The sequence below is a fragment of the Pseudomonas sp. S1(2024) genome, assembly GCF_046557535.1.
Genome location: NZ_JBKGFP010000034.1, coordinates 57944 through 84192, shown reverse-complemented (window position 1 = coordinate 84192; position 26249 = coordinate 57944). Strand labels below are relative to the sequence as shown.

Genomic DNA, 26249 nt, shown 5'->3' with positions numbered 1-26249 from the left:
ACAAAATGGCCTGCTTAAGGACAACCGAGACATGGAACACCTGACCACCCTCAAGACCCTGCACATCATCGCCACCGCGCTCCTGCTGCTGGGTGCTCTGGGCCTGGCGCTCTGGACCGTGCGCGCCCGCCGCCAGGGCGATGCCGAGGCCTACGCCAAGCTGCTGCGTCGGCCGCTGGTGTTCGTCTGGCTGGTGATGGGCCTGTGCCTGGTGAGTATGCCGTTTACCGGCTGGTGGCTGGTGCACCTGGTGGGCTGGCCGCTGGGGCAGACCTGGGTGCTGGCGTCCAGCGTCATCTATACGCTGGGCGCGTTTGCCGTGTGGTGGCTGCTGCTGCGGTTGAACCGGCTGCGCAAGGCCGAGGTGGTGGGGTTGCGCTTTACCTTGGCACTGGCGGTGTTCAGTGGGGTTTGCTTCCTGTCCATCGCCGGGCTGATGGGGGCCAAGCCGGTCTGACAGCTTTGTGCTGTATGTGCTGGCCTCTTCGCGGGTAAACCCGCTCCTACAGGATCTGAGCAAGGCTTGAGGGCTGTGCAGTACCTGTGGGAGCGGGTTTACCCGCGAAGAGGCCGGCACAGGAAAACCTCAATCCCGCAGCGAAACCACAGGCCACCCACGCATCTCGGCCTCCGCCCGCAGCTTCGGGTCGGGGTCCACCGCCACCGCATGCGCCACCCGCTGCAACAGCGGCAAATCGTTCATCGAGTCGCTATAGAAATAGCTGTCCTCAAGGTCGAAGCCGTTTTCCAGCATCCAGCGCTCCAGCCGCGTCACCTTGCCTTCACGGAAACACGGTATATCGGTACTACGTCCGGTATAGCGGCCATCACGCGTTTCGCATTCGGTCGCCAGCAACACGCGAACCCCCAGGCGCCGGGCAATCGGTGCGGTGACGAAGCGGTTGGTGGCGGTGATGATCACCAGCTGGTCGCCGGCCTCGCGGTGCTGCTGCAGCAAGGTCAGCGCCTTGGGCAGGATGATCGGCTCGATGCAGGCGCGCATGAAGTCGCGGTGCCATTCGTCGAGCTGGGCTACCGGTGTTGCCGCAAGGATTTCCATGGAAAAGGCCAGGTAGGCCTGCAGGTCCAGGGTGCCGTTCAGGTATTCCTGATAGAAGCCATCGTTGCGTTGCTTGTAGGTAACCGGGTCGAGGATGCCGCGCTGGCAAAGGTAGTCACCCCAGGCATGGTCGCTGTCGCCACCGAGGAGGGTATTGTCCAGGTCGAATAAAGCCAGGCGCATCGCGGTCACTCGCATAAGCCACAGGGTAGGCCCGCAGAATACGGAGTTTTCACGCTGCTGCACATAAGCTTGGCGGGCGCGTTGCTGCGCTCGCAAGCTTTGTGGAACAATGCGGTGACATGCGTTTGCGAGGTTGCTGCCGTGATCGACCCGGATGGTTTTCGCCCCAATGTCGGGATCATTCTCACGAATGATGCCGGGCAGGTGCTATGGGCTCGACGGATCAACCAGGATGCCTGGCAGTTTCCCCAGGGTGGCATCAACCCTGACGAGACGCCGGAAGATGCCCTGTACCGCGAGCTGAACGAAGAAGTTGGCCTTGAACGCGATGATGTGGAAATTCTTGCCTGCACCCGTGGCTGGTTGCGTTATCGTTTACCCCAGCGACTGGTGCGTACGCATAGCCAGCCGCTGTGCATTGGCCAGAAGCAGAAATGGTTCCTGCTGCGCCTGGTCAGCAACGAACAACGGGTGCGGATGGACCTGACCGGCAAGCCGGAATTCGACGGCTGGCGCTGGGTCAGCTATTGGTACCCGCTGGGCCAGGTTGTGACATTCAAGCGCGAGGTCTACCGACGCGCCCTGAAAGAGCTAGCACCGCGTCTGCTGACGCGCGACTGACGACGGAGTTCGACCCCGAGCCATGCTCAATACGCTGCGCAAGATCGTCCAGGAAGTAAACTCCGCCAAAGATCTCAAGTCGGCGTTGGGGATCATTGTCTTGCGTGTCAAGGAGGCCATGGGCAGCCAGGTCTGCTCGGTCTACCTGCTCGACCCGGAAACCAACCGCTTCGTGCTGATGGCCACCGAAGGCCTGAACAAGCGTTCCATCGGCAAGGTCAGCATGGCCCCCAACGAAGGCCTGGTCGGCCTGGTCGGTACCCGGGAAGAGCCGCTGAACCTGGAAAACGCTGCCGACCACCCGCGTTACCGCTACTTTGCCGAAACCGGCGAGGAAAAATTCGCCTCCTTCCTCGGTGCGCCGATCATCCACCACCGCCGCGTGGTCGGGGTATTGGTCATCCAGCAAAAGGAGCGCCGCCAGTTCGACGAGGGCGAAGAAGCCTTCCTGGTCACCATGAGCGCCCAGCTCGCAGGGGTTATCGCCCACGCCGAGGCTACTGGCTCGATCCGTGGCCTCGGCCGCCAGGGCAAGGGCATCCAGGAAGCGCGCTTCGTCGGCGTACCGGGCTCGCCTGGCGCCGCTGTGGGGCGCGCAGTGGTGATGCTGCCGCCAGCCGATCTGGAAGTGGTGCCGGACAAGACCGTCGATGACATCGACGCCGAACTGAAGCTGTTCCAGAACGCCCTCGAAGGTGTGCGCGACGATATGCGCAAGCTGTCGGCCAAGCTGGCCACCCAGCTGCGCCCGGAGGAGCGTGCACTGTTCGATGTGTACCTGATGATGCTCGAAGACGCGGCTCTGGGCGGTGAGGTGACCGAAGTCATCAAGACCGGCCAGTGGGCCCAGGGCGCACTGCGCCAGGTGGTGGGCGAGCACGTCAACCGCTTCGAGCTGATGGACGATGACTACTTGCGCGAGCGCGCCTCCGACGTCAAGGACCTGGGCCGGCGCCTGCTGGCCTACCTGCAGGAAGCCCGCGCGCAGTCGCTGGTGTATGCCGACAACACCATCCTGGTCAGTGAAGAGCTGACCCCGGCGATGCTCGGCGAAGTGCCTGAAGGCAAGCTGGTCGGCCTGGTCTCGGTACTGGGCTCGGGCAACTCCCACGTCGCCATCCTGGCTCGCGCCATGGGCATCCCCACGGTGATGGGCCTGGTCGATTTGCCTTATTCCAAGGTCGACGGCATCGAGATGATCGTCGACGGCTACAAGGGTGAGGTGTTCACCAACCCCAGCGAAGTGCTGCGCAAGCAGTACAGCGATGTGGTCGAGGAGGAGCGCCAGCTGGCCCAGGGCCTGGATGCCCTGCGCGAACTGCCGTGCGTTACCCCGGACGGCCACCGCATGCCGCTGTGGGTCAACACCGGCCTGCTCGCCGACGTGGCCCGTGCCCAGCAGCGTGGCGCCGAAGGGGTGGGGCTGTACCGCACCGAAGTGCCGTTCATGATCAACCAGCGCTTCCCCAGCGAGAAAGAGCAGCTGGCCATCTACCGCGAGCAGCTGGCGGCCTTCCACCCGCTGCCGGTGACCATGCGTACCCTCGACATCGGTGGCGACAAGTCGCTGTCGTACTTCCCGATCAAGGAAGAAAACCCGTTCCTCGGCTGGCGCGGCATTCGCGTCACCCTCGACCACCCGGAAATCTTCCTGGTGCAGACCCGCGCCATGCTCAAGGCCAGCGAGGGGCTGAACAACCTGCGTATCCTGCTGCCAATGATTTCCGGCATCCATGAGCTGGAAGAGGCGCTGCACCTGATCCACCGCGCCTGGGGCGAGGTGCGTGACGAAGGCACCGATGTGCCGATGCCACCGGTTGGCGTGATGGTGGAAATTCCTGCGGCGGTGTACCAGACCAAGGAGCTGGCGCGGCAGGTGGACTTCCTGTCGGTTGGTTCCAACGACCTGACCCAGTACCTGCTGGCGGTGGACCGCAACAACCCGCGGGTCGCCGACCTTTACGACTACCTGCACCCGGCGGTGTTGCAGGCGCTGAACACGGTGGTGCGCGACGCCCATGGCGAAGGCAAGCCGGTGAGTATCTGTGGTGAGATGGCCGGTGACCCGGCAGCGGCGATCCTGTTGATGGCCATGGGCTTCGACAGCCTGTCGATGAACGCCACCAACCTGCCGAAGGTGAAGTGGATGCTGCGCCAGATCAACCTGGGCAAGGCCAAGGAATTGCTCACCGAGGCCCTGAGCCATGACAACCCGCAGGTTATCCACAGCTCGCTGCAACTGGCCCTGAAAAACCTTGGGTTGGCGCGGATGATCGGGCCTGGGGCCAATAAGACCCTCTGAATGCGGGGTGCCTGTTCCGGCCTCTTCGCGGGTTTGTGGGAGCGGGCTTGTGGGAGCGGGCGTGCCCGCGAAGCAGGCGATTTGTTGTGTGGCACCGGCTTCGCCGGTGTTCGCGGGCTCGCCCGCTCCCACAAAGGCCAGCACAGTGCTCAGACCGAAAGCTCAACTTCCCCCAAGTGCCCGCCAAATGGCCCGAAACTGCGCTCAATAAGCCGCCTTTTCCCCTGATCATCCAAAATCAGCACCGTGCTCGCCCGCGTCCCGTAGTTCTGGCTGGCAATAAACACGCTCGACAGCAACTTCTCGGTCGCCAACCCCACGCCCGTCTCCGGCAACTCGCCCTCCGGCGCCGGTTCGGCATCGGCCAGCAACGCCAGCAAGCGCTGTGGCTCTGGCGTTTCCAGTAACCCTTCCAGCCCACTGCGCGCCTTCACCAGCTTAGGCCAAGGCGTATCCAGCCCGGCATTGGAAAGCCCGTAAACCCCAGCCTCCAGTAAGCGCGGCGCCGCGTCTCGGGCATGCAAATAGCCCAGCTGCCGTCCATCGCCCACCAGCAGGTTGAACCCTGAATATTGCCTGCTGCGGCTGGCCACCTGGTCCAGATAGGCCTCGACCCCCAACTCCCCCTGCAGATACGCCGCCACCAGCTCGCCCCGCGAGCGCGGCCCCAAAGCCTGCGCCGGGTCGCGAATATTGGTCAGCGCCGCGACCCGCCCCTGCGGACCGACGCCCAGCCAGGTGCCGCCTGCCTCCAGGTCCCGCCCGGCATATACCCCGGGAGCATCCTCCCAGGCCGCCAGGGCCTGGGTGGGGCGGGCATAGAATTCATCGCGGTTGGCCGCCACGATCAGCGGCAGGGCGTGCCCCGGTCGCCAGGCGAATACGATCAGGCACATCGGTAGGGCCTCCGGTTTTTTTCCACTGTACCCACTCCGACGGGGCACTTCCAACCTGACACACAGTTCACTAGAGCCGTGAGCCCGGCTTCCGTTACCATGCCGGATTGATTTCTTGGGGAAGACGAATGGAATTCGTGCTCTATCTGCTGTTGGGCGCTTGCGCCGGTGTACTGGCCGGGTTGTTCGGCGTGGGCGGCGGTATCATCATCGTGCCGGTGCTGGTGTTCAGCTTCACCTTGCAGGGTTTCGATGCCTCGGTGCTGACCCACCTGGCTGTCGGTACGTCGCTGGCAACCATCGTCTTCACCTCGATCAACGCCGTGCTCGAGCACCATCGCAAGGGTGCGGTGCAATGGCCGATCTTCGCCTGGATGACCCTCGGCATCCTCCTTGGGGCCGGTGTCGGCGCCAAGACCGCCTCGCTGATACAGGGGCCGTTGCTGCAAAAGATCATCGGTGTGTTCGCCCTGGTCATCGCCGCGCAGATGGCCCTGGACCTCAAACCCAAGGCCAGTCGTGGCATCCCCGGCAAGCCCGCGCTGATCGGTGCAGGTGGGGTGATCGGCTGGGCTTCGGCCATTTTCGGCATTGGCGGCGGTTCGCTGACCGTGCCGTTCCTGACCTGGCGCAGCCTGCCCATGCAGCAGGCAGTGGCCACGTCTTCGGCCTGTGGCCTGCCCATTGCCTTGGCCAGTGCCCTGAGTTTCATGCTGCTGGGTTGGCACGAAGAGCACCTGCCGGCCCACAGCCTGGGTTACGTGTACCTGCCGGCGCTGCTCGGCATTGCCGTGACCAGCATGTTTTTCGCCCGCTTCGGCGCGCGCCTGGCGCACAAGCTGTCGCCACGTTTGTTGAAACGCCTGTTCGCAGCCCTGCTGTTCTGTGTCGGCCTCAGCTTTTTGATTTGAATCGAGAGGAAGTTCCATGCTGCCTTACCCGCAGATAGACCCCGTGGCCGTGGCCATCGGGCCGCTGAAAATCCATTGGTACGGCCTGATGTACCTGGTCGGCATCGGCGGTGCCTGGCTGCTCGCCTCGCGCCGGCTGAACCGCTTCGACCCCACCTGGACGCGCGAAAAGCTCTCCGACCTGGTGTTCTGGCTGTCGATGGGTGTGATCGTCGGTGGTCGCCTGGGCTACGTGCTGTTCTACGACCTGCACGCCTACCTGGCCAATCCGACGCTGATCTTCGAGGTGTGGAAGGGTGGCATGTCGTTCCACGGCGGTTTCATCGGCGTGATGCTGGCGGCCTTGTGGTTCGGCAAGCGCAACAACAAGTCGTTCTTCGAGCTGATGGACTTCGTCGCGCCGCTGGTGCCGATCGGCCTGGGGGCCGGGCGCATCGGCAACTTCATCAACGCCGAGCTGTGGGGCAAGGCCACCGACGTGCCATGGGCGATGGTCTTCCCGCCGTTCAGCGACCCGGCGCAGCTGCCGCGTCACCCATCGCAGCTGTACCAGTTCGCACTCGAAGGTGTGGCGCTGTTCCTGATCCTCTGGGCGTTCTCGCGCAAGCCGCGGCCGACCATGGCGGTATCCGGCATGTTCGCGCTGTTCTACGGCATCTTCCGCTTCATCGTCGAATTCGTCCGCGTACCGGATGCCCAGCTTGGCTACCTGGCCTGGGGCTGGCTGACCATGGGTCAGATTCTGTGCGTGCCGATGATCCTGGCTGGCCTTGGCCTGATCTGGTGGGCTTATAATCGCAAGCCTACGGCGAAACCCGCCTGATTAATCCCACGGCAGGGGCGATCCCCCTGCCGTTTTTGCTACAGGTAAGCCATGAAACAGTATCTGGACCTGGTCCGCGACGTCATCGACAACGGCACGCTGCAGGGCAACCGCACCGGCATCCGCACCATCAGCCTGCCGGGCGCCATGCTGCGTTTCGACTTGCAGAAGGGCTTTCCGGCCATTACCACGCGCAAACTGGCGTTCAAGTCGGCGATCGGCGAAATGGTCGGTTTCCTGCGTGGCGTGAAGAACGCCGGTGAATTCCGCGAACTGGGCTGCAAGGTCTGGGACCAGAACGCCAACGAGAACGCCCAGTGGCTGGCCAACCCGTTCCGCCAGGGCCATGACGACCTGGGCGAGATCTACGGCGTGCAATGGCGTCAGTGGCCGGGCTACAAGCGCATCCCGCTGAGCAACCCGGCGGCCATCGAGATGGCCGAGAAGGCGGGCTTCCGCCGCATCGCCCAGGACGAGGAGGACGGCGTCGCGTTCGTCATCCTGTACAAAGCCATCGACCAGGTGCGCCAGTGCCTGGACACCATCGCCAACGACCCGGGCAGCCGCCGTATCCTGTTCCACGGCTGGAACTGTGCGCAGCTCGACGAGATGGCCCTGCCGCCGTGCCACCTGCTGTACCAGTTCCACCCGAATGTGGAGACCAGGGAGATTTCCCTGACCCTCTACATCCGCTCCAACGACCTGGGCCTGGGCACGCCGTTCAACCTCACCGAAGGCGCGGCGCTGCTGTCGCTGTTCGGCCGCCTGACCGGCTACACCCCGCGCTGGTTCACCTACTTCATCGGCGATGCCCATGTGTATGAGAACCACCTGGACATGCTCAACGAGCAGCTCAAGCGTGAGCCGCTGGAGGCGCCGAAGCTGGTGATCAGCGACCGCGTGCCGGCGTTTGCCGAGACGGGCAAGTACGAGCCGGAGTGGCTGGAGAAGATCGAGCCGAGCGATTTCTGGCTGGAAGGGTATGAGCACCATGCCCCGATGACGGCGCCGATGGCGGTGTGATCTTTTAGATTGCCGGGGCTGCTCTGCAGCCCTTTCGCCGGCAAGCCAGCTCCCACAGGACGGCGCTGCCAGTGGGGGCTGTGCAAAACCTGTGGGAGCCGGCTTGCCAGCGATTAGGCCCTTGGATCTTTCAATGCCCGTGACTTCGCCCCACATGCGAATGCTCGGTTTCCGGCACCGATACCGCCCCGTTCGTCTCCAGTTGCTGCAAGATCGCACACTCCGCCCCTTGCGCATTGCAGCGCCGCCGCAGCTCCACCAACTGCTCCTGCAACGCCACCAATCCATCGATCCGCGCCTGCACATGCTCGATATGCTCGTCGATCAGCGCATTGACACTGCCGCACGAATCATCGGGGCTGTCGCGCAGGCGTAGCAGGCTGCGGATTTCATCCAGGGTCATGTCCAGGGTGCGGCAGTTGCGGATGAACGTCAGCCGCTCGACGTGGGCCTGGGTGTACAGCCGGTAGTTGCCGTCGCTTCGCGCCGGCTCCGGCAGCAGCTGTTCACGCTCGTAGTAGCGGATGGTTTCCACGGCGCAGTCGGTGGCTTTGGCCAGTTCTCCGATCTTCATCACGAAATTCTCCAGCAAGTGGCTTGACCCTATAGTGGCTACAGGGTGTTCACTTGGCAACAGGCTCAAATTAAGGATGACCCCATGAACCAGCCTGTCAGCCACGAACACAAGCATGATCACCACGCCCACAGCTGCTGTGGCAGCGCTGCTACGCCAGCGTTGGTCCAGCTGAGCGAAAAGGCCAGCAGCCACGCCCAGTTCAGCCGTTTCCGCATCGAGGCCATGGACTGCCCTACCGAGCAGACCCTGATCCAGGACAAGCTGGGCAAGCTGGCCGGTATTGAGCAGCTGGAGTTCAACCTGATCAACCGTGTGCTTGGCGTGCGCCACACCCTGGGTGGTACTGCTGAAATCGAGCAGGCCATCGACAGCCTGGGCATGAAAGCCGAGCCGCTTGGCGCCGAAGACGATAGCACTGCCAGCGCACCGCAAGTGGCCAAGACCCGCTGGTGGCCCCTGGCGCTGTCCGGTATTGCCGCGATCGCCGCCGAAATCGTGCACTTTGCCGCGCTGGCCCCGGAGTGGGTGGTGGCGGCGCTGGCGCTGGCAGCGATCCTCGGCTGTGGCCTGGGTACCTACAGGAAGGGCTGGATCGCCCTGAAAAACCGCAACCTCAACATCAATGCGCTGATGAGCATTGCCGTGACTGGCGCGGTGCTGACCGGCCAGTGGCCGGAAGCGGCCATGGTGATGGTGTTGTTCACCGTCGCCGAGCTGATCGAAGCCCGCTCGCTGGACCGCGCGCGCAACGCCATTGGTGGGCTGATGCAGCTCACCCCGGACATGGCTACCGTGCGCCAGGCCGATGGCCAGTGGCGGGAAGTGGAGGTGCGGGAGGTGGCCATCGGGGCCTTGGTGCGGGTACGCCCCGGCGAACGCATTGGCCTGGACGGTGAAGTGACCAGCGGGCAATCCACCGTCGATCAGGCGCCGATCACCGGCGAAAGCCTGCCTGTGGAGAAGACCGTGGGCGACAAGTTGTTCGCCGGCACCATCAACCAGGCGGGGGCGCTGGAGTTCCGCGTTACCGCTGCTGCCGGGCAATCGACCCTGGCGCGGATCATCAAGGCCGTCGAGGAAGCGCAAGGCGCGCGGGCGCCTACCCAGCGTTTCGTCGACCGCTTCTCGCGCATCTACACCCCAGTGGTGTTTGCCATTGCCCTGGCCGTTGCGGTGATACCGCCGCTGTTCATGGCCGGTGCCTGGTTCGACTGGGTCTATCGCGCCCTGGTGCTACTGGTGGTGGCCTGCCCGTGTGCCCTGGTGATCTCGACCCCGGTGACCATCGTCAGCGGCCTGGCTGCCGCCGCGCGCAAGGGCATCCTGATCAAGGGTGGCGTGTACCTGGAAGGCGGGCGCCAGCTGGACTTCCTGGCTCTGGACAAGACCGGCACCATCACCCACGGCAAGCCGGTGCAGACCGATGCCAAGGTACTGGAGCCGCTGTTCGAAGGCCGCGCGCAAGCCCTGGCCGCCAGCCTGGGCGAGCGTTCGGACCACCCGGTTTCCCGCGCCATTGCCCAGTTCGGCAAGGAGCAAGGCCTGGCTTTGAGCGAGGTCGATGACTTCGCCGCCCTGGCCGGGCGCGGCGTGCGCGGTACCATCGCGGGTGAGGTTTACCACTTGGGTAACCACCGTCTGGTCGAGGAGCTGGGGCTGTGCTCGCCCGAGCTCGAAGCCCAGCTGGATGCGCTGGAGCGCCAGGGCAAGACCGTGGTGCTGCTACTCGACCGCTCCGGCCCGTTGGCGCTGTTCGCGGTGGCCGACACGGTCAAGGAAAGCAGTCGCCAGGCCATCGCCGAGCTGCATGAACTGGGCATCAAGACTGTCATGCTGACCGGTGACAATCCGCATACCGCCCAGGCCATCGCCACCGTGGTGGGTATCGACCGTGCCGAAGGCAACCTGCTGCCTGCCGACAAGCTCAAGAGCATCGAAACCCTGTACGCCCGGGGCCATCGGGTGGGCATGGTCGGTGACGGCATCAACGACGCCCCGGCGCTGGCCCGCGCCGAGATCGGTTTTGCCATGGCGGCAGCCGGTACCGACACCGCCATCGAGACCGCCGATGTGGCGCTGATGGACGACGACTTGCGGAAAATCCCGGCCTTCGTCAGGCTGTCGCGCCAAAGTGCGGCGATCCTCATGCAGAACATCGTTCTGGCGTTGGGCATCAAGGCGATATTCCTGGCGATCACCTTTGCCGGCATGGCCACCATGTGGATGGCGGTGTTTGCCGACATGGGCGTGAGCCTGCTGGTGGTGTTCAACGGCTTGCGCCTGTTGCGCAAATAGAGGACGTGCATGCTGAGTTCTGAGCTTAAAGCCTTCTACATGGTGGCCCGCCTGGGCAGCATCACCCTGGCGGCGAAGAAGCTCGGCCTCAGCCAGCCCACGGTGACCACGCAGATTCGCAACCTGGAGAGCCAGTACGCGGTGGAGCTGTTCTACCGCGGCGGGCGGCGCCTGGTGCTGAGCGAGGAGGGCGTGCGCCTGCTGCCGATGGTCAAGGCACTGCTGCAGCAGGAGGCCGACATCGAGTTCGAACTGCGCAACAGCGGCCAGGCACAGGGCAGCCTGCGCATCGCGGCCACGGCGCCTTACTACATCCTCGACCTGGTGAAGATCTACCGCGAACGCCTGCCGCAGGTGGAAGTGGCGGTGGAAATCGGCAACTCGCAGCAGGTACTGGAGATGCTCGAGGACTACCGGGTGGATATCGCCGCTTCGTCGCAACTGCTGGAAGATGCTCGGCTGGTGCGGCGGGTGCTGGGGACCGACCCGTTGGTGGTGGCGGTGCATCGCAACCACCCGTTGGCACACCGCCAGGCGGTGTCCATTGACGTGGTGGCCGGGCATTGCCTGCTGATGCGCGAGAAGGGCTCGACCACACGCAAGCTGACCGAGCAGATGATGCAAGAGGCCGGGGTGAAGGCCGGGGCGTTGCTGGAGATTGGCAGCCGCGAATCGATCCGCGAGGCGGTGCTGCGCAATATCGGCATCAGCGTGATTGCCCGGCACGAGGTGCCGCACAACCCTGAGTTGCGGGTGCTGGCGCTGGAGAACGCGCCGGTGATGCATGAGTACCTGTATTGCCTGAAGGAGCGGCGCCAGGCCCGGTTGCCGGCGATAGGGCCCTTGAAGGCCACTACAAAATCTGCCTATACCACTATCACCCGCTTTTGCCCTAAAGCCACAGAACCTTCGCACAGCCTTCCTAGCATGGCCTCCATCTCTTCGATGAGGCCCTGCCATGAACCACACCACCCCCGGCGCACAGATGAAAGTGCGCAACATCCACAAGCGCTTCGGCGCCTTCACGGCGCTGAATGATGTCTCGCTGGACATCGCCGCCGGCGAACTGGTGTGCCTGCTCGGGCCTTCCGGCTGCGGCAAGACCACATTGCTGCGCTGCATCGCCGGCCTGGAGCGCCAGGACCGCGGTACGTTGTACATCGGCGAGCGCGATATCTCCGAGCTGCCACCCCAGGCCCGTGACTACGGCATCCTGTTCCAGTCCTACGCGCTGTTCCCCAACCTTACCGTCGAAGCCAACATCGCCTATGGCCTGACTGGCAGCGGCCGTGAACAGGCTCGCCAGCGAGTGGCCGAAATGCTCGAACTGGTGGGCCTGGCCGGCAGCGAGAAGAAATACCCCGGTCAGCTTTCCGGGGGCCAGCAGCAGCGTGTGGCCCTGGCCCGCGCGCTGGCACCATCGCCGTCGTTGCTGCTGCTGGACGAGCCGATGTCGGCGCTGGATGCCCGGGTGCGCGAGCACCTGTGCACCGAACTGCGCCAGCTGCAGCGCCAGCTGGGTATCACCACGCTGATGGTCACCCACAACCAGGACGAGGCCATGCTGATGGCCGACCGCATTGCGGTGATGAACAACGGCCAGGTCGAGCAATACGCCACCCCGCAGGAAATCTACGACCAGCCGGCCACGCCGTTCGTTGCCGAGTTCGTCGGCCAGGGCAACTGGTTGCCGTTCCAGCGCAGCAGTAACAGCCATGCCCAGGTCGGTGGCATGAACATGCGTCTGGCACCAGGTTCAGCCCGACCCAGTAGCGGTCGGCTGTTCTGCCGCCCGGAGGCGATCACGGTCAACCCGGCGGTGCACGAAGAAAACCTGTTCCCGGCCATGGTTCGTGAAATCACCTTCCTCGGTAACCGCTGCCGCATGAGCTTCGAGCTCAAGGCGCTGCCTGGCCATGCACTGCTGGCGGAACTGGCTCCCGAGGCCATGCCGCGGCTGGGCTCGCAGGACATCTGGGTGGCGCTGCCGCCGCAGAGCCTGCAGGTGTTTGCCTGAGATGGCCGCGCCAATGTCCCTGCCGCTGAGCCAGGCCAAGGCCACGCCGCGTGCTGGCGTCGCCCTGGGCGACCGGTTGTTCGTCGTCGGCGGCAAGAGCCTGCTGCTGATCCTTCTGGTGCTGGCGGTGCTGATGCCGCTGCTGGCGATCTTCTGGCGCGGCTTCAGCGCAGAAGCGGGCCAGGGTGGCGGCCTGCTGGCGGCCCGCGAACTGTTCGCCAGTGAAAACTTCCACTGGCTGCTGGGCAACAGCCTGTCGGTGGCCTTCACGGTGGCAGCCATCGTGGTGCCGCTGGCCTACCTGTTCGCCTATGCCCTGCAACGCACGTTGATTCCGGCCAAAGGTCTGTGGCGGGGGATTTCGCTGCTGCCGCTGTTGGCGCCGTCGATGCTGCCGGCCATCGCCCTGGTCTACCTGTTCGGTAACCAGGGGCTGCTGCGCGGGTTGCTCAGCGACAACATCTATGGCTTCTGGGGCATTGTGCTGGGCGAGGCCATCTACACCTTCCCGCATGCCCTGATGATCCTGCTGTCGGCGCTATCGCTGGCCGATGCACGCCTGTTCGACGCAGCGTCCAGCATGGGTGCCGGCCCTTGGCGAGCGTTCACCAGCATCACCTGGCCGGCCACGCGCCAGGCAGTATTCGCGGCGTTCTGCCTGGTATTTACCCTGACCATCACCGACTTCGGTGTACCGGTCGTGGTCGGCGGCGACTATCAGGTGCTGGCGCTGGAAGCCTACAAGGCGGTGGTCGGCCAGCAGCAGTTCGGCCGCGGCGCGCTGATCGGCATGGTGCTGCTGTTGCCGGCGCTGTTCAGCTTTACCGTCGATGCCTGGCTACGTCGGCGCGAGGGCGAGGCCATGAGCGGCCGTGCCCAGGTGTTCGAGCCCAAGCCGTCGCGGGGCCGTGATGCCTGCTTCCTGGCGATCGTGCTGCTGGTGTGCGCGGCATTGCTGTTGGTGATCGGCATGGCGGTGTATTCGTCGCTGGTCACGTTCTGGCCCTACAACCTGTCGTTGTCGCTGCGTCACTACATGTTCGAGGACACCGCCGGTGGTGGCTGGCTGGCCTACCGCAACAGCGTGACCATGGCCATCGGCACCGCGCTGATCGGCAGCATCGTGATCTTCACCGGCGCCTACCTGATGGAGAAGACCCAGGGCCAACGCCTGCTCAACCAGGCGCTGCGCCTGCTCAGCTTCATCCCCATGGCCGTGCCGGGCCTGGTGCTGGGCCTGGGCTACGTATTCTTCTTCAACCTGAACGGCAACCCGCTGCATGTGTTCTATGGCGGCATGGGGTTGCTGGTGGTGTGCACCATCGCTCACTACCTGACCACCGCGCAGATGACCGCGACCACCGCCCTGCGCCAGCTCGACGGCGAGTTCGAGGCCGCCGCGCTGTCGCTGAAGGCGCCGCTGTACAGGCACTTCCTGCGGGTGACTGTGCCGATCTGCCTGCCGGCGCTGCTGGACATCATTCGCTACCTGTTCGTATCGGCGATGACCACCGTGTCGGCGGCGATCTTCCTGTACAGCCCCGACACCATCCTGGCTGCCGTCGCCGTGCTGAACATGGACGATGCCGGCAACGTCGGTGGTGCCGCCGCCATGTCCACCCTGATCCTGCTGACCAGTGCCGGCGCTTCACTGCTGCTGGCTGCAGCCTCACGCGGCCTGCTGCGCCGCTCCCAAGCCTGGCGCCAACGCGCCGCGACCGTCTGACCTGTAAGGAACCTACCCATGTACAAGCACCTTGCACTTGCTGCTGCCGTTTCCGCCGTGTTCAGCCTGCAGGCTTCGGCCGCTGGCACCCAGCTGACGGTCTACACCGCCCTGGAAGCCGAACAGCTGAAGAGCTACAAGCAGGCCTTCGAGAAGGCCAACCCGGACATCGAGATCAAGTGGGTTCGTGACTCTACCGGCATCATCACCGCCAAGCTGCTGGCCGAGAAAGACCGCCCGCAAGCCGACGCAGTGTGGGGCCTGGCTGCTTCCAGCCTGGCTATCCTCGACCAGAACGGCATGCTCGAAGCCTACGCACCGAAGGACCTGGGCAAGATTGCCGCCAACTACCGCGATGCTGCCAACCCGCCAGCCTGGGTCGGTATGGACGTGTGGGCCGCGACCATCTGCTTCAATACCATCGAGGCCGAGAAGCAGGGCCTGAGCAAGCCGGTGAGCTGGCAGGACCTGACCAAGCCCGAGTACAAGGGCAAGATCGTCATGCCGAACCCGGCTTCGTCCGGCACCGGCTTCCTGGATGTCAGTGCCTGGCTGCAGACCTTTGGCGAGCCACAGGGTTGGGCGTACATGGATGCACTGCACCAGAACATCGGCCAGTACGTTCATTCCGGTTCCAAGCCGTGCAAGCTTGCCGCAGCGGGTGAATTCCCGATCGGTATCTCGTTCGAGTACCCGGCCGTGCAGCTCAAGCGCCAGGGCGCGCCGCTGGACATCGTGCTGCCGAAGGAAGGCCTGGGCTGGGAGATCGAGGCGACTGCGGTGATCAAAGGTTCGCCAAAAGCGGATGCGGCCAAGCGCCTGGCTGATTTCTCGGCAAGCCCGGCGGCCATGGAGCTGTACAAGGAGAACTTCGCCGTGCTGGCTGCCCCGGGTATTGCCAAGCCGCAGACCGAACTGCCGGCGGACTATGAACAGCGCCTGATCAAGAACGACTTTGCCTGGGCCTCGAAGAACCGTGACCAGATCCTGGCCGAGTGGCGCAAGCGCTATGACGGCAAGTCGGAGAAGGTGGCTCAGCAGTAACCTGCACCGGCCTCTTCGCGGGCGCGCCCGCTCCCACAGGTACCGCGCAGTCCTTCAGCTGTGTGCGATCTTTGTGGGAGCGGGCATGCCCGCGAAGAAGCCACTGCTGCAATCCAGCCAGGAATAAACAGTGATGCCCACCCCAGCCCAGATCATCGACAGCACCTTCGCGCTGTACGAACGCCACGGCAGTGACGACTACATCGGCGAAGCCATCACCCAGCTCGAACACATGTCCCAGGCCGCGCAACTGGCCATGGCCGAAGGCTTCGACGACGAAGTGGTGCTGGCGGCGTTCTTCCACGACATCGGCCACCTGTGCGGCGGTGACGCCAGCATGGGCGGCTATGGCGTGGTCAGCCATGAGCGCATCGGCGCCGAGTATTTACGCCGCTGTGGCTTCGGCGAACGCATGGCGCGGCTGGTGCAGTATCACGTGGAGGCCAAGCGCTACCTGACTTTGCGCCAGCCTGGGTATTACCAGCGGTTGAGTGAAGCGAGCCGGCGGACTTTGGAGTATCAGGGGGGCGTGATGAGCGAGGACGAGGCGGATGTGTTCGAGCGGGATCCGCTGTTCGAGGTGAGCTTGCGGATGAGGGAGTGGGATGAAATGGCCAAGGAGATTGGGGTGCCGGTGGTTGATCTGGATGGGTTGAAGCAGAGGGCTTTGGCACTGCTTTGAGAGATGGGCTGCCTGTGCCGGCCTCTTCGCGGGCACGCCCGCTCCCACAAGTACCACGCGCAAACCCTGTGGGAGCGGGCATGCCCGCGAAGAGGCCAGACCTGCTTGATCAAAACTGTGAAACCAGCGCCTCCAGCTGTTCCTGCCGCTCAGCCTGGTTCAGCTTCGCCCCAGGGTTCAGGGTGGACCACTGCGGATGCGCCCGCGCCTTGCTCAGCGCCTCCGGCAACTTGCCCTCCCGCCAGGCCTTCTCATCCAGCTCCCCCAGCCGAATGCTGTCCTGCGCCGCGTGCCCGCGGTTTTCCAGCGCCACCATCAACTGCTGCTGACGCAACGCCAGCAGGCGCAACACCGTATCGTCCACCGTCAGCTCGCGCTTGCCCTTGAGCTTGCCCATCAGCCGCGACCCATAGTTGCGCGCCGTCTGCAGCGCGCCGCCGGCAATTGCCCCGGCCAGGGCGGCAGCCCCCAGTGTCAGGCCGCCGACCAGCAGGTCCACCCCGGCACCCGCCGCAGCACCGGCGGCCACACCGCTGCCCAAGCGCACGCCCAGCAGCTTCAAGGTTTCGGGATTGAAGAGGTCATCGCCCCAACGGCCATCCAGCAACGGCAGGTCGCTGGCATGGGCGTCCTCGCGGCGGAAGGCATACAGCTTGAGCAGTGCCTCGACACAGCGCTGCTCGCGCTGGCGCACCTCTTGCCGCAATGCCTCGATGGCCCGGGCTTCGGCAGCCGGCTCGGCCTCGACGCTGCGCCGGCAGGCGGCGCAGTCCAGCAGCAGCTCGGCAATCAGGCGCTTGCCGCTGTGGCGGCGTGCCAGGCGCTGTGCCTGCTGGTCGTCGATCAGCCGCTGCAGGGCCGGGCGGGCGTCTTCCAGCAGCAGGGCCAGGCTTTCGTACAACCGGCGCTCGCCATCCTCTGGCGGGGCCACGCTGTCGAACCGCACCAACGCGTGAAGCCCAAGCCTGGCAAGGGCTTCACGCCATTGCGGCTCGCGGTGCTGATGGCTGGCGACGAAATTGAGCACCGGTAGCAGCGGCTTGCCGCAGCTGGCCAGCACTTCCAGTTCGTCGCGGTATTTGGCCAGCACTGGTTCGCGGGCGTCGATCACATACAAGCCGGCATTGCTGGCCAGCAGCTGGCGTAGCACCTTGGCCTCCTGCTCGAAACGCTGACGTGCCTCGCTGCCTTGTAGAAAGCGATCGAGGCGGGCCGGGCCGTCCAGGCGCTCGCCCGGGCGCTCCAGGCGTTCGAGATAGTCGAGCAGGGCGATGGCGTCTTCCAGGCCCGGGGTGTCATACAACTCGAGCAAAGGTTCGCCATCCACCGACAGCCGCGCACCTTCCACATGGCGGGTGGTGCTGGGGCGGTGGGAAACTTCGCCAAAGCCGACGTCACGGGTCAGGGTGCGCAGCAGCGAGGTCTTGCCGACGTTGGTGTGGCCGACCACGGCCAGTTTCAGCGGCTCAGTCATGGCCATGCTCCAGCCAGGTCAGCGGCGAGGTATCGGCATGCGCCAGACCAAGGCGGTCGAGGGCTTCGTGCCAGTCGCCCAGGCGCTGGGCGTCCAGGGCCTCGCCCGGTGCGGCCTGCAGTAGCCATATACGGGTGGCACCGGCGTTGCGTGCCAGTTCGGCGAGCAACGCCAGGCTGCCACGATCGGGAGAGCGGCGCGGGTCGCAAGCGATGGCCAGGCGTGCTGGCGGGAAACGGCTGAGCTGTTCCAGCAGGCGGTTACGCGATTCGCGGCTGTCGAGCACGCCGGCACTGGTTACGCTTTTTGGCAGCGCGGGTGGCCAGGGGTGCTGGTCGTCCAGTTCCAGGCCGACCAGCAGGGCACCGCTGCTGCCGCTTTCCAGCTGGCCAGCGGCAAACTGCGGCAAGGCCTCGGGCGCGGCATCCTGGACGCCGATGCGTTCGCTGCGCGGCATCAGCGCTTCACGCAGCTGCGCGTAGCCGGGCAGGCTGAGGTCCAGCGCCAGGCGTTGGCGGCCTTGACGCCATCGCCACAGGCACAGCCCGGCCAACAGTAGGCGCGGAAGCAGGCCGTACACCAGCACCACGCCAAGCAGCCAGCTGGCCCAGGCCTGGCGCGCCAGGTCCAGGGCCGGCTGGCTGTCGCCGCTGGCGCGGATCATGGCCTCGTCGGGTACCGTGAAGCCCAGCAACGAGGGCAGCGCGCCCAAGGCCTGGGTCAGGTGGATGAACGGGTCGGCGGCGAGCAGGGTGGTCTCCCAGACAAAGCCATAGCGCCGGGTCGCCAGCAAGGCCAGCAGCATGCCCAGCGCGGTGATCATCGCCAGCAGCCACAGGCCATGCACCAGCAGGCCGAGCAGCCAGCGGTTGAGGCGTTGACGTTGCAGCAGCACCAGCAGCGCCGGTGCCAGGTGCGCGGCCTTGGCGTCACGGGCAAAGCGTTCGCTCAGCCACAGCCACAAACGGCCCAGCCCCGCGCCATGCTCGCCGCTCAGGGCAAAGCCGATGGCCCAGCCCAGCAGCATCAGCAGGTTCAGCCCGAGCAGGCTGCCGAGGGCCCAGAACACATTCACCGGGCGCTGCCCGTCGCTCAAGGCGGCCAGGGCCAACCCTGCGCCGCTGAGCACGGCCAGCACCAGCAAGGCCAGCAGCGCCAGGCGTGCGCCCTGTTTCCAGTGGCGCAGGGCGGTGGTGATGCCGTCGCGTTCGGCCAGGAACAGGGCACGGGTTTCGATGCGGGCCGCCAGGTCACCGCCTGCCTGGCGGGCGCGGCGGTTGGCTTCCTGGTCCTCCAGGGGGCCGGCATGTTCCTCGCGCAGGCGTACCGCTTCGGTGAGCCAGCGCTTGTCCAGTGAAGTGGGTGCAGTCACAAGGTCTTCCATTGCACAGGTCAGGGCAGAAGCATAACCCACACGCCCGGTGCTATCCTCGCTGGCATGAATACATCACTCCCCCTCAGCCTGATCGCGGCTCACGCCGAGAACCGCGTGATCGGCATCGACAACTCCATGCCCTGGCATCTGCCGGGGGACTTCAAGTACTTCAAGGCCACTACCCTGGGCAAGCCGATCATCATGGGGCGCAAGACCTGGGACTCGCTGGGCAGGCCATTGCCCGGGCGGTTGAATATCGTCGTCAGCCGGCAGGCAGGGCTGGAACTGGCGGGGGCCGAGGTGTTCGGCTCGTTGGAAGAGGCGCTGGTGCGGGCCGAGCAGTGGGCGCGTGAGCAGGGCGTTGATGAGCTTATGCTGATTGGCGGGGCGCAGCTGTATGGGCAGGCGCTGGAGAAAGGGTTGGTCAGCCGCATGTACCTGACGCGAGTCGAGTTGTCGCCGGAAGGGGATGCGTGGTTCCCTGAGTTCGATCGGGGGCAGTGGAAGCGGGTATCGAGCGAGGCGCAGGCTGAGGAAGGCAAGCCTGGGTATCATTTCGAGGTCTGGGACAAGGTTTGAGATTGCCGGGGCTGCCTTGCAGCCCTATCGCGACACAAGGCCGCTCCTACAGGGGGCCGCGCAAGACAGACATGCGCGGTCCGTTGTAGGAGCGGCCTTGTGTCGCGACAGGGGCGCAACGCGCCCCCGGCAATCTATCAGGAATGACTCAGCTCGGCATGTTCATCGCCAGCCAGCACATCCTTGTCGGTCTCTTTCAGCAGTTGGCTGGTCACCACCCCTGCGGTCATCGAACCGTTCACGTTCAACGCCGTGCGGCCCATGTCGATCAGCGGCTCCACCGAAATCAGCAACGCCACCAGTTCCACCGGCAAGCCCATGGCCGGCAGCACGATCAGCGCGGCGAAAGTTGCACCGCCACCTACGCCGGCAACACCTGCCGAACTCAGGGTGACGATGGCCACCAGGGTGGCGATCCACAGCGGGTCGAAGGTATCGATGCCCACCGCCGGCGCCACCATCACCGCCAGCATCGCGGGATAGAGCCCGGCGCAGCCGTTCTGGCCAATGGTGGTACCGAACGATGCGCTGAAGCTGGCAATCGACTGCGGTACGCCCAGGCGGCGGGTTTGCGCTTCGATGTTCAGCGGAATGCTGGCGGCGCTGGAGCGGCTGGTGAAGGCGAAGGTCAGCACCGGCCACACCTTGCGGAAGAAGCGCAGCGGGCTCACGCCGGTAGCGGCGAGGATAACGCCGTGCACCACGAACATCAGCGCCAGGCCCAGGTACGACACCACCACGAAGCTGCCCAGCTTGAGGATGTCTTCCATGTTCGAGCTGGCCACCACCTTGGTCATCAGCGCCAGTACGCCATACGGGGTCAACTTCATTACCACCCGCACCAGGCGCATCACCCAGGCCTGCAGGGTGTCGATGGCCGACAGCGCGCGTTCGCCTTTCTCGGCATCGTCCTTGATCAACTGCAGCGCGGCCAGGCCGAGGAACACGGCAAAGATCACCACGCTGATGATCGAGGTCGGCTTGGCCCGTGCCAAGTCACCTACCGGGTTGCTGGGGATGAACGACAGCAGCAGTTGCGGAATGTTGAGATCGGCGACCTTGCCGGCGTAGTCGCTGTGGATAACCTGCATGCGCGCGCTTTCCTGGGCGCCGGCCACCAGGCCTTCGGCGCTGAGGCCGAACAGGTTGGTCAGGACGATGCCGATCAACGCAGCGATGGCGGTGGTCAGCAGCAGGGTGCCGATGCTCAGCACACTGATGCGGCCCAACGACGAGGCATTGTGCAGGCGCGCCACGGCACTGAGGATCGAGGCGAAGATCAGCGGCATGACGATCATCTGCAGCAAGCCGACGTAGCCGTTGCCGACCAGATCGAGCCAGGCGATGGTGGCCTTGAGCACAGGGTGGCCCGCGCCATAGACGGTATGCAGGATCAGGCCGAACACTACGCCCAGCACCAGGCCCAGCAATACTTTCCTGGCCAGGCTCCAGTCGGTGCGGCGGGTTTGTGCCAGGCCCAGCAACAGGGCCAGGAACGCCAGCAGGTTAAGGGACAGCGGCAGGTTCATTGAAGCTCCAGCAGTAAAAAGCAGAAGAGGCATCGCCCCTGTGAGCGATTGCGAACGGAAATGCTAACAGCCTGAAAACAAACGAATTTATACCCAAATGGAATGTGGATAGTCGTTTATGGAATAACGATGTGTCGCGGATTGCAATGAACGCGGCGTTTGCAGCTGCATGGAGGTCGTTATCGAGGGCTGCCAGCGGAGATTGTTGCACTAGCGTTTCTGGGTCATTTCAGGAGATTCGTACATGAAGTTTGCTCCGAAAGCCGTCGCCGTCGGCCTGTCCCTGTTGTTCAGTATCGAAACCTTCGCCACCGAGCTCAAACACTGGCCCGCCGAGGCGGCCAAGCAGCTCGACAGCATGATCGCCGCCAATGCCAACAAGGGTAACTACGCGGTGTTCGATATGGACAACACCAGCTACCGCTACGATCTTGAAGAGGCCTTGCTGCCTTTCATGGAAAACAAGGGCCTGTTGAGCCGTGACAAGCTCGACCCGTCGTTGAAGCTGATGCCGTTCAAGGACACCGCCGAACATAAGGAAAGCCTGTTCAGTTACTACTACCGGCTGTGCGAAGTCGATGACATGGTCTGCTACCCGTGGGTGGCCCAGGTGTTCTCCGGCTTTACCCTACAGGAGCTGAAAGTGCAGGTGGATGAGCTGATGGCCTCCGGCAAGCCGATCCCCAGTACCTATTACGAAGGCGATCAGGTCAAGACCATCGAGGTACAGCCCCCCAAGGTCTTCAAGGGCCAGGCCGAGCTGTACAACAAGCTCATGGAGAACGGTATCGAGGTCTATGTGATTTCCGCTGCTTCCGAGGAGCTGGTGCGCATGGTCGCGTCGGACCCCAAGTACGGCTACAACGTGAAGCCGCAGAATGTGATTGGCGTGAGCCTGTTGCTGAAGGACCGCGCCAGCGGCCAGTTGACCACCGCGCGCAAGCAGATCAGCGCCGGGCACTATGATGCCAAGGCCAACGTGGGGCTGGAGCTGACCCCGTACCTGTGGACTCCGGCCACCTGGATGGCGGGCAAGCAGGCGGCGATCCTCACCTATATCGATGAGTGGAAAAAGCCGGTGCTGGTCGGCGGCGATACGCCGACCAGTGATGGCTACATGCAATTCCATGGCGTGGATGTGGGCAAGGGCGGCATTCACCTGTGGATAAATCGCAAGGCCAAGTACATGGACCAGCTGAACGGGATGATTGCCAGGAATGCTGCGGCGCAGGCCAAGGAAGGGCTGCCAGTGACCGCCGACAAGAACTGGGTGATCGTGACACCGGAGCAGATCCAGTAACGAGGCCTGTCAGCCGTTGCGGCCCACGATGAGAGTCCGGGCCGCTTCCTGATCGATGTTCTGTGCCAACAAGGTCACTGCTTCGATGGCGCTTGCACGGACGCTGGCCCCCACCGGGCCAAGCGTCTGTTCGACCACGACACTGTGCACCTGGTTAATCCCGACGAAGCGGAACCACGTATCGATGAAGGGTTTTTCCAGTCCAAAAGCCTGGTCGGGTGTCTGTGAGTCAGAGCCGTAACCAAGTCCACGGGAGTAGATTGCAACAGCTCGACGTCCGCCCAGCATGCCATTCAACCCTTGCTCATCGAAGGTGAACAGGACGCCTTTGTGCGAAATTGCGTCGATCAGATGCTTGAGCTTGTACGGGATGCCGAAATTCCACAGCGGTACGCTGAACACCAAGGTATCAGCCCGGTGGAACCGTTCAGCGAGTGCCTTGATCTGCCCCCATGCTGCAGCCTGGGCGGTTGACAGTGGGGCATCGGCAAGCCCTGCGTACTTTGCCGCGAGCAAAGCGCCATCCACTTCGGGGAGCTCGCATTCCCAAGGATCAAGGCAGTCAATCTCCACGGCTTTGCGCTCGGCCAATGCCGTCAGGAACACTTCTGCAATCTGAGTGGAAACGGACCGCTCTCCTCTCGGTGAGGCACAAACATACAAGATACGTTCAACCATTGGGCTTCTCCTTGGCAGCGTTGGTGACACTTCCCCTGGCGTTCGACTGCACAGGTGCTTGGCGCAAAGTCTGATTCAGAATGATTGTTTATAGAAATGACGTATGCTCTGCATATTGAGTGAGATAGGTGATTAATCTGTGTTCGATACTGTGCTTTTGCGTAGCTTGCTTGCCGTTGCCGACAACGGTGGTTTCACGCGCGCGGCGCAGAGGCTGCATCTAACGCAGTCGGCGATCAGCGCTCACATCAGGCGGCTGGAGAGTGAAGCTGGGCACAAATTGCTGGAGCGCACGACCCGTTCGGTCAGCCTGACGCCAGCGGGCGCCCGGCTGGCAGGTTATGCCCGCACTATCCTGGCGTTGCATGATGATGCTCGCGCGAGCCTTGGCGCAGGCCGTCGGGTGTCAGGTACAGTGTTTGTCGGGTTGAGCGAGGAGGTGGTGAAACCGCCCATCATCGACTGTCTGCGTCGATTCTCGGTGACACATCCCGATGCAGAGATCTCCCTGAAAGTCGGCCTGACCGGTGATCTGCTTGCCCTTCTGCAATCGGGTGGGCTCGATATCGTATTGGGAAGCAGCTGCGGCGATGAGGACCGAGGCGAACTGCTTTGGTCCGAGCCGTTGGTCTGGGCGACAGGGCCGGTTGCAGTGAACCCCGATGATGCAACTGCCCCGATACCCTTGGCGGTGTTTTCCGATCAATGCCCATATCGTGCTGCAGCCATCGAAGCCCTGGCGCGTGCGGGGCGACAATGGCGGATCGTTTGCCAGAGCCCAAGTGCCGGTGGGCTGATGACCGCTGTCAGCGGTGGGCTGGGTGTAACGCCAATCACCCGATCGTCTGCACTGGCTTCAGGTTTACAGGAAGTGCCAACGCTGCCATCCCTTCCTCTAGCGCAGTTCATTTTGACCTCGGTGGCGAAGCCGAAGCGCTCAGTTGCCCTGCTGCTGGCGCAATTGCGCCAATGTGCTTCGAGGGGGGAGCTTTGACTCAGCATTTCTCTAGCGCCATAAAAAAGCCGGCGCACAAGGCGCCGGCTTTTTCAAACGCCAGAAAGCCTTACAACCCTTCCAGCATCGCCTTGTTACGCACAGCACCCTTGTCGGCACTGGTCGCCAGCAGGGCGTAGGCCTTCAGCGCGGTGGTCACCTTGCGTGGGCGTACTTCAGCCGGTTTCCAGCCTTTCTTGTCCTGTTCGACACGGCGCTCAGCCAGCTCTTCATCGCTGACCTGCAGGTTGATCGAACGATTCGGGATGTCGATCAGCACCTTGTCGCCGTCGCGCACCAGGCCGATTGCACCGCCAGCGGCGGCTTCCGGCGAGGCGTGGCCGATCGACAGGCCCGAGGTGCCGCCCGAGAAGCGGCCGTCGGTGAGCAGGGCGCAAGCCTTGCCCAGTCCCTTGGACTTGAGGTACGAGGTCGGGTACAGCATTTCCTGCATGCCCGGGCCACCTTTCGGGCCTTCGTAGCGGATGATCACGATGTCGCCGGCCTTCACTTCGTCGGCGAGGATGCCGCGTACGGCGCTGTCCTGGCTCTCGAAGATCTTCGCGGTGCCTTCGAACACCAGGATCGACTCGTCGACACCGGCGGTTTTCACCACGCAGCCATCCAGCGCGATGTTGCCGTACAGCACGGCCAGGCCGCCTTCCTGCGAATAGGCGTGCTCGACACTGCGGATGCAGCCGTTCTCACGGTCGTCATCCAGGGATTCCCAACGGGTCGACTGGCTGAATGCCGTCTGGGTCGGGATGCCGGCAGGGCCGGCCTTGAAGAAGGTGTGCACGGCTTCGTCATCGGTCTGGGTGATGTCCCACTTGGCGATGGCTTCTTCCATGCTGCGGCTGTGCACGGTCGGCAGGTCGGTGTGCAGCAGGCCGCCACGGGCCAGCGAGCCGAGGATGCTGAAGATGCCGCCGGCACGGTGCACGTCTTCCATGTGATATTTCTGGATGTTCGGCGCAACCTTGCACAGCTGCGGCACCTTGCGCGACAGGCGGTCGATGTCGCGCAGGTCGAACGCCACCTCGGCTTCCTGGGCGGCAGCCAGCAGGTGCAGGATGGTGTTGGTCGAGCCGCCCATGGCGATGTCGAGCATCATGGCGTTCTCGAACGCCTTGAAGTTGGCGATGTTGCGCGGCAGTACCGACTCATCGTTCTCGCCGTAGTAGCGCTTGCACAGCTCGACGATGGTGCGGCCGGCAGTGAGGAACAACTGCTCGCGGTCGGCGTGGGTGGCCAGGGTCGAACCGTTGCCCGGCAGGGCCAGGCCCAGGGCTTCGGTCAGGCAGTTCATCGAGTTGGCGGTGAACATGCCGGAGCACGAACCGCAAGTCGGGCAGGCGCTGCGCTCGTATTCGGCGACTTTTTCGTCGGAAGCCGAGGAGTCGGCGGCAATGACCATGGCGTCGACCAGGTCCAGGCCGTGGCTGGCCAGCTTGGTCTTGCCGGCTTCCATCGGGCCGCCGGAGACGAATATTACCGGGATGTTCAGGCGCAGGGCGGCCATCAGCATGCCGGGGGTGATCTTGTCGCAGTTGGAGATGCACACGATGGCGTCGGCGCAATGGGCGTTGACCATGTACTCCACGGCGTCGGCGATGATCTCGCGGCTTGGCAGCGAGTAGAGCATGCCGTCGTGGCCCATGGCGATGCCGTCATCGACCGCGATGGTGTTGAATTCCTTGGCCACGCCACCGGCGCGTTCGATTTCGCGGGCGACCAGCTGGCCCAGGTCCTTCAGGTGCACGTGGCCCGGGACAAACTGGGTGAACGAGTTGGCGATGGCGATGATCGGTTTCTTGAAATCTTCGTCCTTCATCCCGGTGGCGCGCCACAGGGCACGGGCGCCGGCCATGTTGCGGCCTTGGGTGGAAGTCTTGGAACGATAATCAGGCATGAAACACTCCTGGCGGCTTAATCAGGTCACAAAAAGGGGAGTGAGCTTCTCTTGTCCTTTGTACCGCAGGCCGGTTGCCACTGGCACGGATGGGGCCGAAGACCGCGCGGGATCGCCGCGTGCTTGGGCAGAGCTCATAAACCCGCCGGGGATGACTGGCGATGAATAGGCCGATTCTACACCGCTGGCGCGGCGAGGGAATGCAGATGTGGATAGCTGGCGGGGAGATTGCAGCAGGAAAGGGCCGC

Annotated in this window: 22 protein-coding genes and 1 pseudogene; 15 read left to right on the top strand and 8 right to left on the bottom strand. The window is 64.0% G+C overall.

Features of this window, described 5'->3' with window-relative positions:
- Nucleotides 1-31: 31 nt before the first annotated feature.
- Nucleotides 32-457: a DUF2269 family protein gene (locus tag ACLCGK_RS10320; protein ID WP_410951937.1), complete on the top strand. Its 426-nt coding sequence runs from the start codon at nt 32-34 to the stop codon at nt 455-457.
- Between the two features lie 129 nt (nt 458-586).
- On the opposite strand, the gene ACLCGK_RS10315 is transcribed toward ACLCGK_RS10320, so the two are convergent.
- Nucleotides 587-1243 (bottom strand): HAD family hydrolase, encoded by a 657-nt coding sequence (locus ACLCGK_RS10315; protein WP_003258535.1) that lies wholly within the window; start codon nt 1241-1243, stop codon nt 587-589.
- Nucleotides 1244-1384: 141 nt separating this feature from the next.
- On the opposite strand from ACLCGK_RS10315, the gene ACLCGK_RS10310 reads away from it, so the two are divergent.
- Entirely contained in the window at nt 1385-1864 is a 480-nt protein-coding gene (locus ACLCGK_RS10310) for an RNA pyrophosphohydrolase (protein ID WP_003249017.1), read from the top strand.
- Nucleotides 1865-1886: 22 nt separating this feature from the next.
- The gene (ptsP, locus tag ACLCGK_RS10305) at nt 1887-4166 is read left to right on the top strand and encodes a phosphoenolpyruvate--protein phosphotransferase (protein WP_023660917.1); all 2280 of its coding nucleotides are present in this window, start codon (nt 1887-1889) and stop codon (nt 4164-4166) included.
- A gap of 149 nt (nt 4167-4315) precedes the next feature.
- On the opposite strand, the gene ACLCGK_RS10300 is transcribed toward ptsP, so the two are convergent.
- The gene (locus tag ACLCGK_RS10300) at nt 4316-5062 is read right to left on the bottom strand and encodes an NRDE family protein (RefSeq protein ID WP_410951936.1); all 747 of its coding nucleotides are present in this window, start codon (nt 5060-5062) and stop codon (nt 4316-4318) included.
- 128 nt (nt 5063-5190) lie between these two features.
- Here ACLCGK_RS10300 and ACLCGK_RS10295 point away from each other — a divergent pair, with 128 nt between their 5' ends.
- The 3 genes from ACLCGK_RS10295 to ACLCGK_RS10285 are packed head-to-tail and all read left to right on the top strand — an operon-like array spanning nt 5191 to nt 7819.
- Nucleotides 5191-5973 (top strand): sulfite exporter TauE/SafE family protein, encoded by a 783-nt coding sequence (locus ACLCGK_RS10295; RefSeq protein ID WP_024087873.1) that lies wholly within the window; start codon nt 5191-5193, stop codon nt 5971-5973.
- Nucleotides 5974-5989: 16 nt separating this feature from the next.
- The gene (gene lgt, locus ACLCGK_RS10290; protein WP_013974665.1) at nt 5990-6796 is read left to right on the top strand and encodes a prolipoprotein diacylglyceryl transferase; all 807 of its coding nucleotides are present in this window, start codon (nt 5990-5992) and stop codon (nt 6794-6796) included.
- A 51-nt stretch (nt 6797-6847) separates the two neighbouring features.
- Complete coding sequence (locus ACLCGK_RS10285; protein ID WP_013974664.1) at nt 6848-7819, top strand: thymidylate synthase; 972 nt, start codon at nt 6848-6850, stop codon at nt 7817-7819.
- A gap of 130 nt (nt 7820-7949) precedes the next feature.
- Here ACLCGK_RS10285 and cadR read toward each other — a convergent pair whose 3' ends face one another.
- Nucleotides 7950-8393, bottom strand: a complete 444-nt coding sequence (gene cadR / locus ACLCGK_RS10280) for a cadmium resistance transcriptional regulator CadR (protein ID WP_015272183.1) — start codon at nt 8391-8393, stop codon at nt 7950-7952.
- 84 nt (nt 8394-8477) lie between these two features.
- On the opposite strand from cadR, the gene ACLCGK_RS10275 reads away from it, so the two are divergent.
- The 6 genes and pseudogenes from ACLCGK_RS10275 to ACLCGK_RS10250 all read left to right on the top strand — a co-directional run bounded on the left by ACLCGK_RS10275 (nt 8478) and on the right by ACLCGK_RS10250 (nt 16160).
- Nucleotides 8478-10691, top strand: coding sequence for a heavy metal translocating P-type ATPase (locus tag ACLCGK_RS10275; protein ID WP_410951935.1), 2214 nt, complete (start codon nt 8478-8480; stop codon nt 10689-10691).
- Nucleotides 10692-10700: 9 nt separating this feature from the next.
- Nucleotides 10701-11525, top strand: a pseudogene (locus tag ACLCGK_RS10270) (LysR substrate-binding domain-containing protein); the annotation flags it as partial.
- Between the two features lie 124 nt (nt 11526-11649).
- Entirely contained in the window at nt 11650-12708 is a 1059-nt protein-coding gene (locus ACLCGK_RS10265) for a putative 2-aminoethylphosphonate ABC transporter ATP-binding protein (RefSeq protein WP_367245092.1), read from the top strand.
- 1 nt (nt 12709) lies between these two features.
- Entirely contained in the window at nt 12710-14434 is a 1725-nt protein-coding gene (locus ACLCGK_RS10260; protein WP_410951934.1) for a putative 2-aminoethylphosphonate ABC transporter permease subunit, read from the top strand.
- An 18-nt stretch (nt 14435-14452) separates the two neighbouring features.
- Complete coding sequence (locus tag ACLCGK_RS10255) at nt 14453-15478, top strand: putative 2-aminoethylphosphonate ABC transporter substrate-binding protein (protein WP_085592463.1); 1026 nt, start codon at nt 14453-14455, stop codon at nt 15476-15478.
- A gap of 133 nt (nt 15479-15611) precedes the next feature.
- On the top strand, nt 15612-16160 hold the full coding sequence (locus tag ACLCGK_RS10250) for a phosphonate degradation HD-domain oxygenase (RefSeq protein WP_410951933.1): 549 nt from the start codon (nt 15612-15614) through the stop codon (nt 16158-16160).
- A 109-nt stretch (nt 16161-16269) separates the two neighbouring features.
- Here ACLCGK_RS10250 and ACLCGK_RS10245 read toward each other — a convergent pair whose 3' ends face one another.
- Both ACLCGK_RS10245 and ACLCGK_RS10240 read right to left on the bottom strand, forming a co-directional pair.
- Nucleotides 16270-17634: a GTPase/DUF3482 domain-containing protein gene (locus ACLCGK_RS10245; protein ID WP_410951932.1), complete on the bottom strand. Its 1365-nt coding sequence runs from the start codon at nt 17632-17634 to the stop codon at nt 16270-16272.
- A complete protein-coding gene (locus ACLCGK_RS10240; protein ID WP_024087865.1) occupies nt 17627-19018 on the bottom strand; it encodes a DUF2868 domain-containing protein in 1392 nt (463 codons plus the stop codon). Before ACLCGK_RS10240 ends, ACLCGK_RS10245 begins: the two co-directional genes overlap by 8 nt.
- Before the next feature lie 54 nt (nt 19019-19072).
- Between ACLCGK_RS10240 and ACLCGK_RS10235 the strand changes: the two genes are divergently transcribed.
- Nucleotides 19073-19588 (top strand): dihydrofolate reductase, encoded by a 516-nt coding sequence (locus ACLCGK_RS10235; protein ID WP_039612552.1) that lies wholly within the window; start codon nt 19073-19075, stop codon nt 19586-19588.
- A 137-nt stretch (nt 19589-19725) separates the two neighbouring features.
- Here the strand turns inward: ACLCGK_RS10235 and ACLCGK_RS10230 are convergent, their stop codons facing one another.
- On the bottom strand, nt 19726-21117 hold the full coding sequence (locus ACLCGK_RS10230; RefSeq protein ID WP_085691442.1) for an L-cystine transporter: 1392 nt from the start codon (nt 21115-21117) through the stop codon (nt 19726-19728).
- Nucleotides 21118-21361: 244 nt separating this feature from the next.
- On the opposite strand from ACLCGK_RS10230, the gene ACLCGK_RS10225 reads away from it, so the two are divergent.
- Complete coding sequence (locus ACLCGK_RS10225; RefSeq protein ID WP_410951931.1) at nt 21362-22417, top strand: haloacid dehalogenase-like hydrolase; 1056 nt, start codon at nt 21362-21364, stop codon at nt 22415-22417.
- Nucleotides 22418-22426: 9 nt separating this feature from the next.
- Here ACLCGK_RS10225 and ACLCGK_RS10220 read toward each other — a convergent pair whose 3' ends face one another.
- Entirely contained in the window at nt 22427-23095 is a 669-nt protein-coding gene (locus ACLCGK_RS10220) for an FMN-dependent NADH-azoreductase (protein WP_015272171.1), read from the bottom strand.
- 139 nt (nt 23096-23234) lie between these two features.
- On the opposite strand from ACLCGK_RS10220, the gene ACLCGK_RS10215 reads away from it, so the two are divergent.
- A complete protein-coding gene (locus tag ACLCGK_RS10215; protein ID WP_410951930.1) occupies nt 23235-24089 on the top strand; it encodes a LysR family transcriptional regulator in 855 nt (284 codons plus the stop codon).
- Nucleotides 24090-24159: 70 nt separating this feature from the next.
- Here the strand turns inward: ACLCGK_RS10215 and ilvD are convergent, their stop codons facing one another.
- Nucleotides 24160-26001, bottom strand: coding sequence for a dihydroxy-acid dehydratase (ilvD, locus tag ACLCGK_RS10210; protein ID WP_025340988.1), 1842 nt, complete (start codon nt 25999-26001; stop codon nt 24160-24162).
- Between the last annotated feature and the right edge of the window lie 248 nt (nt 26002-26249).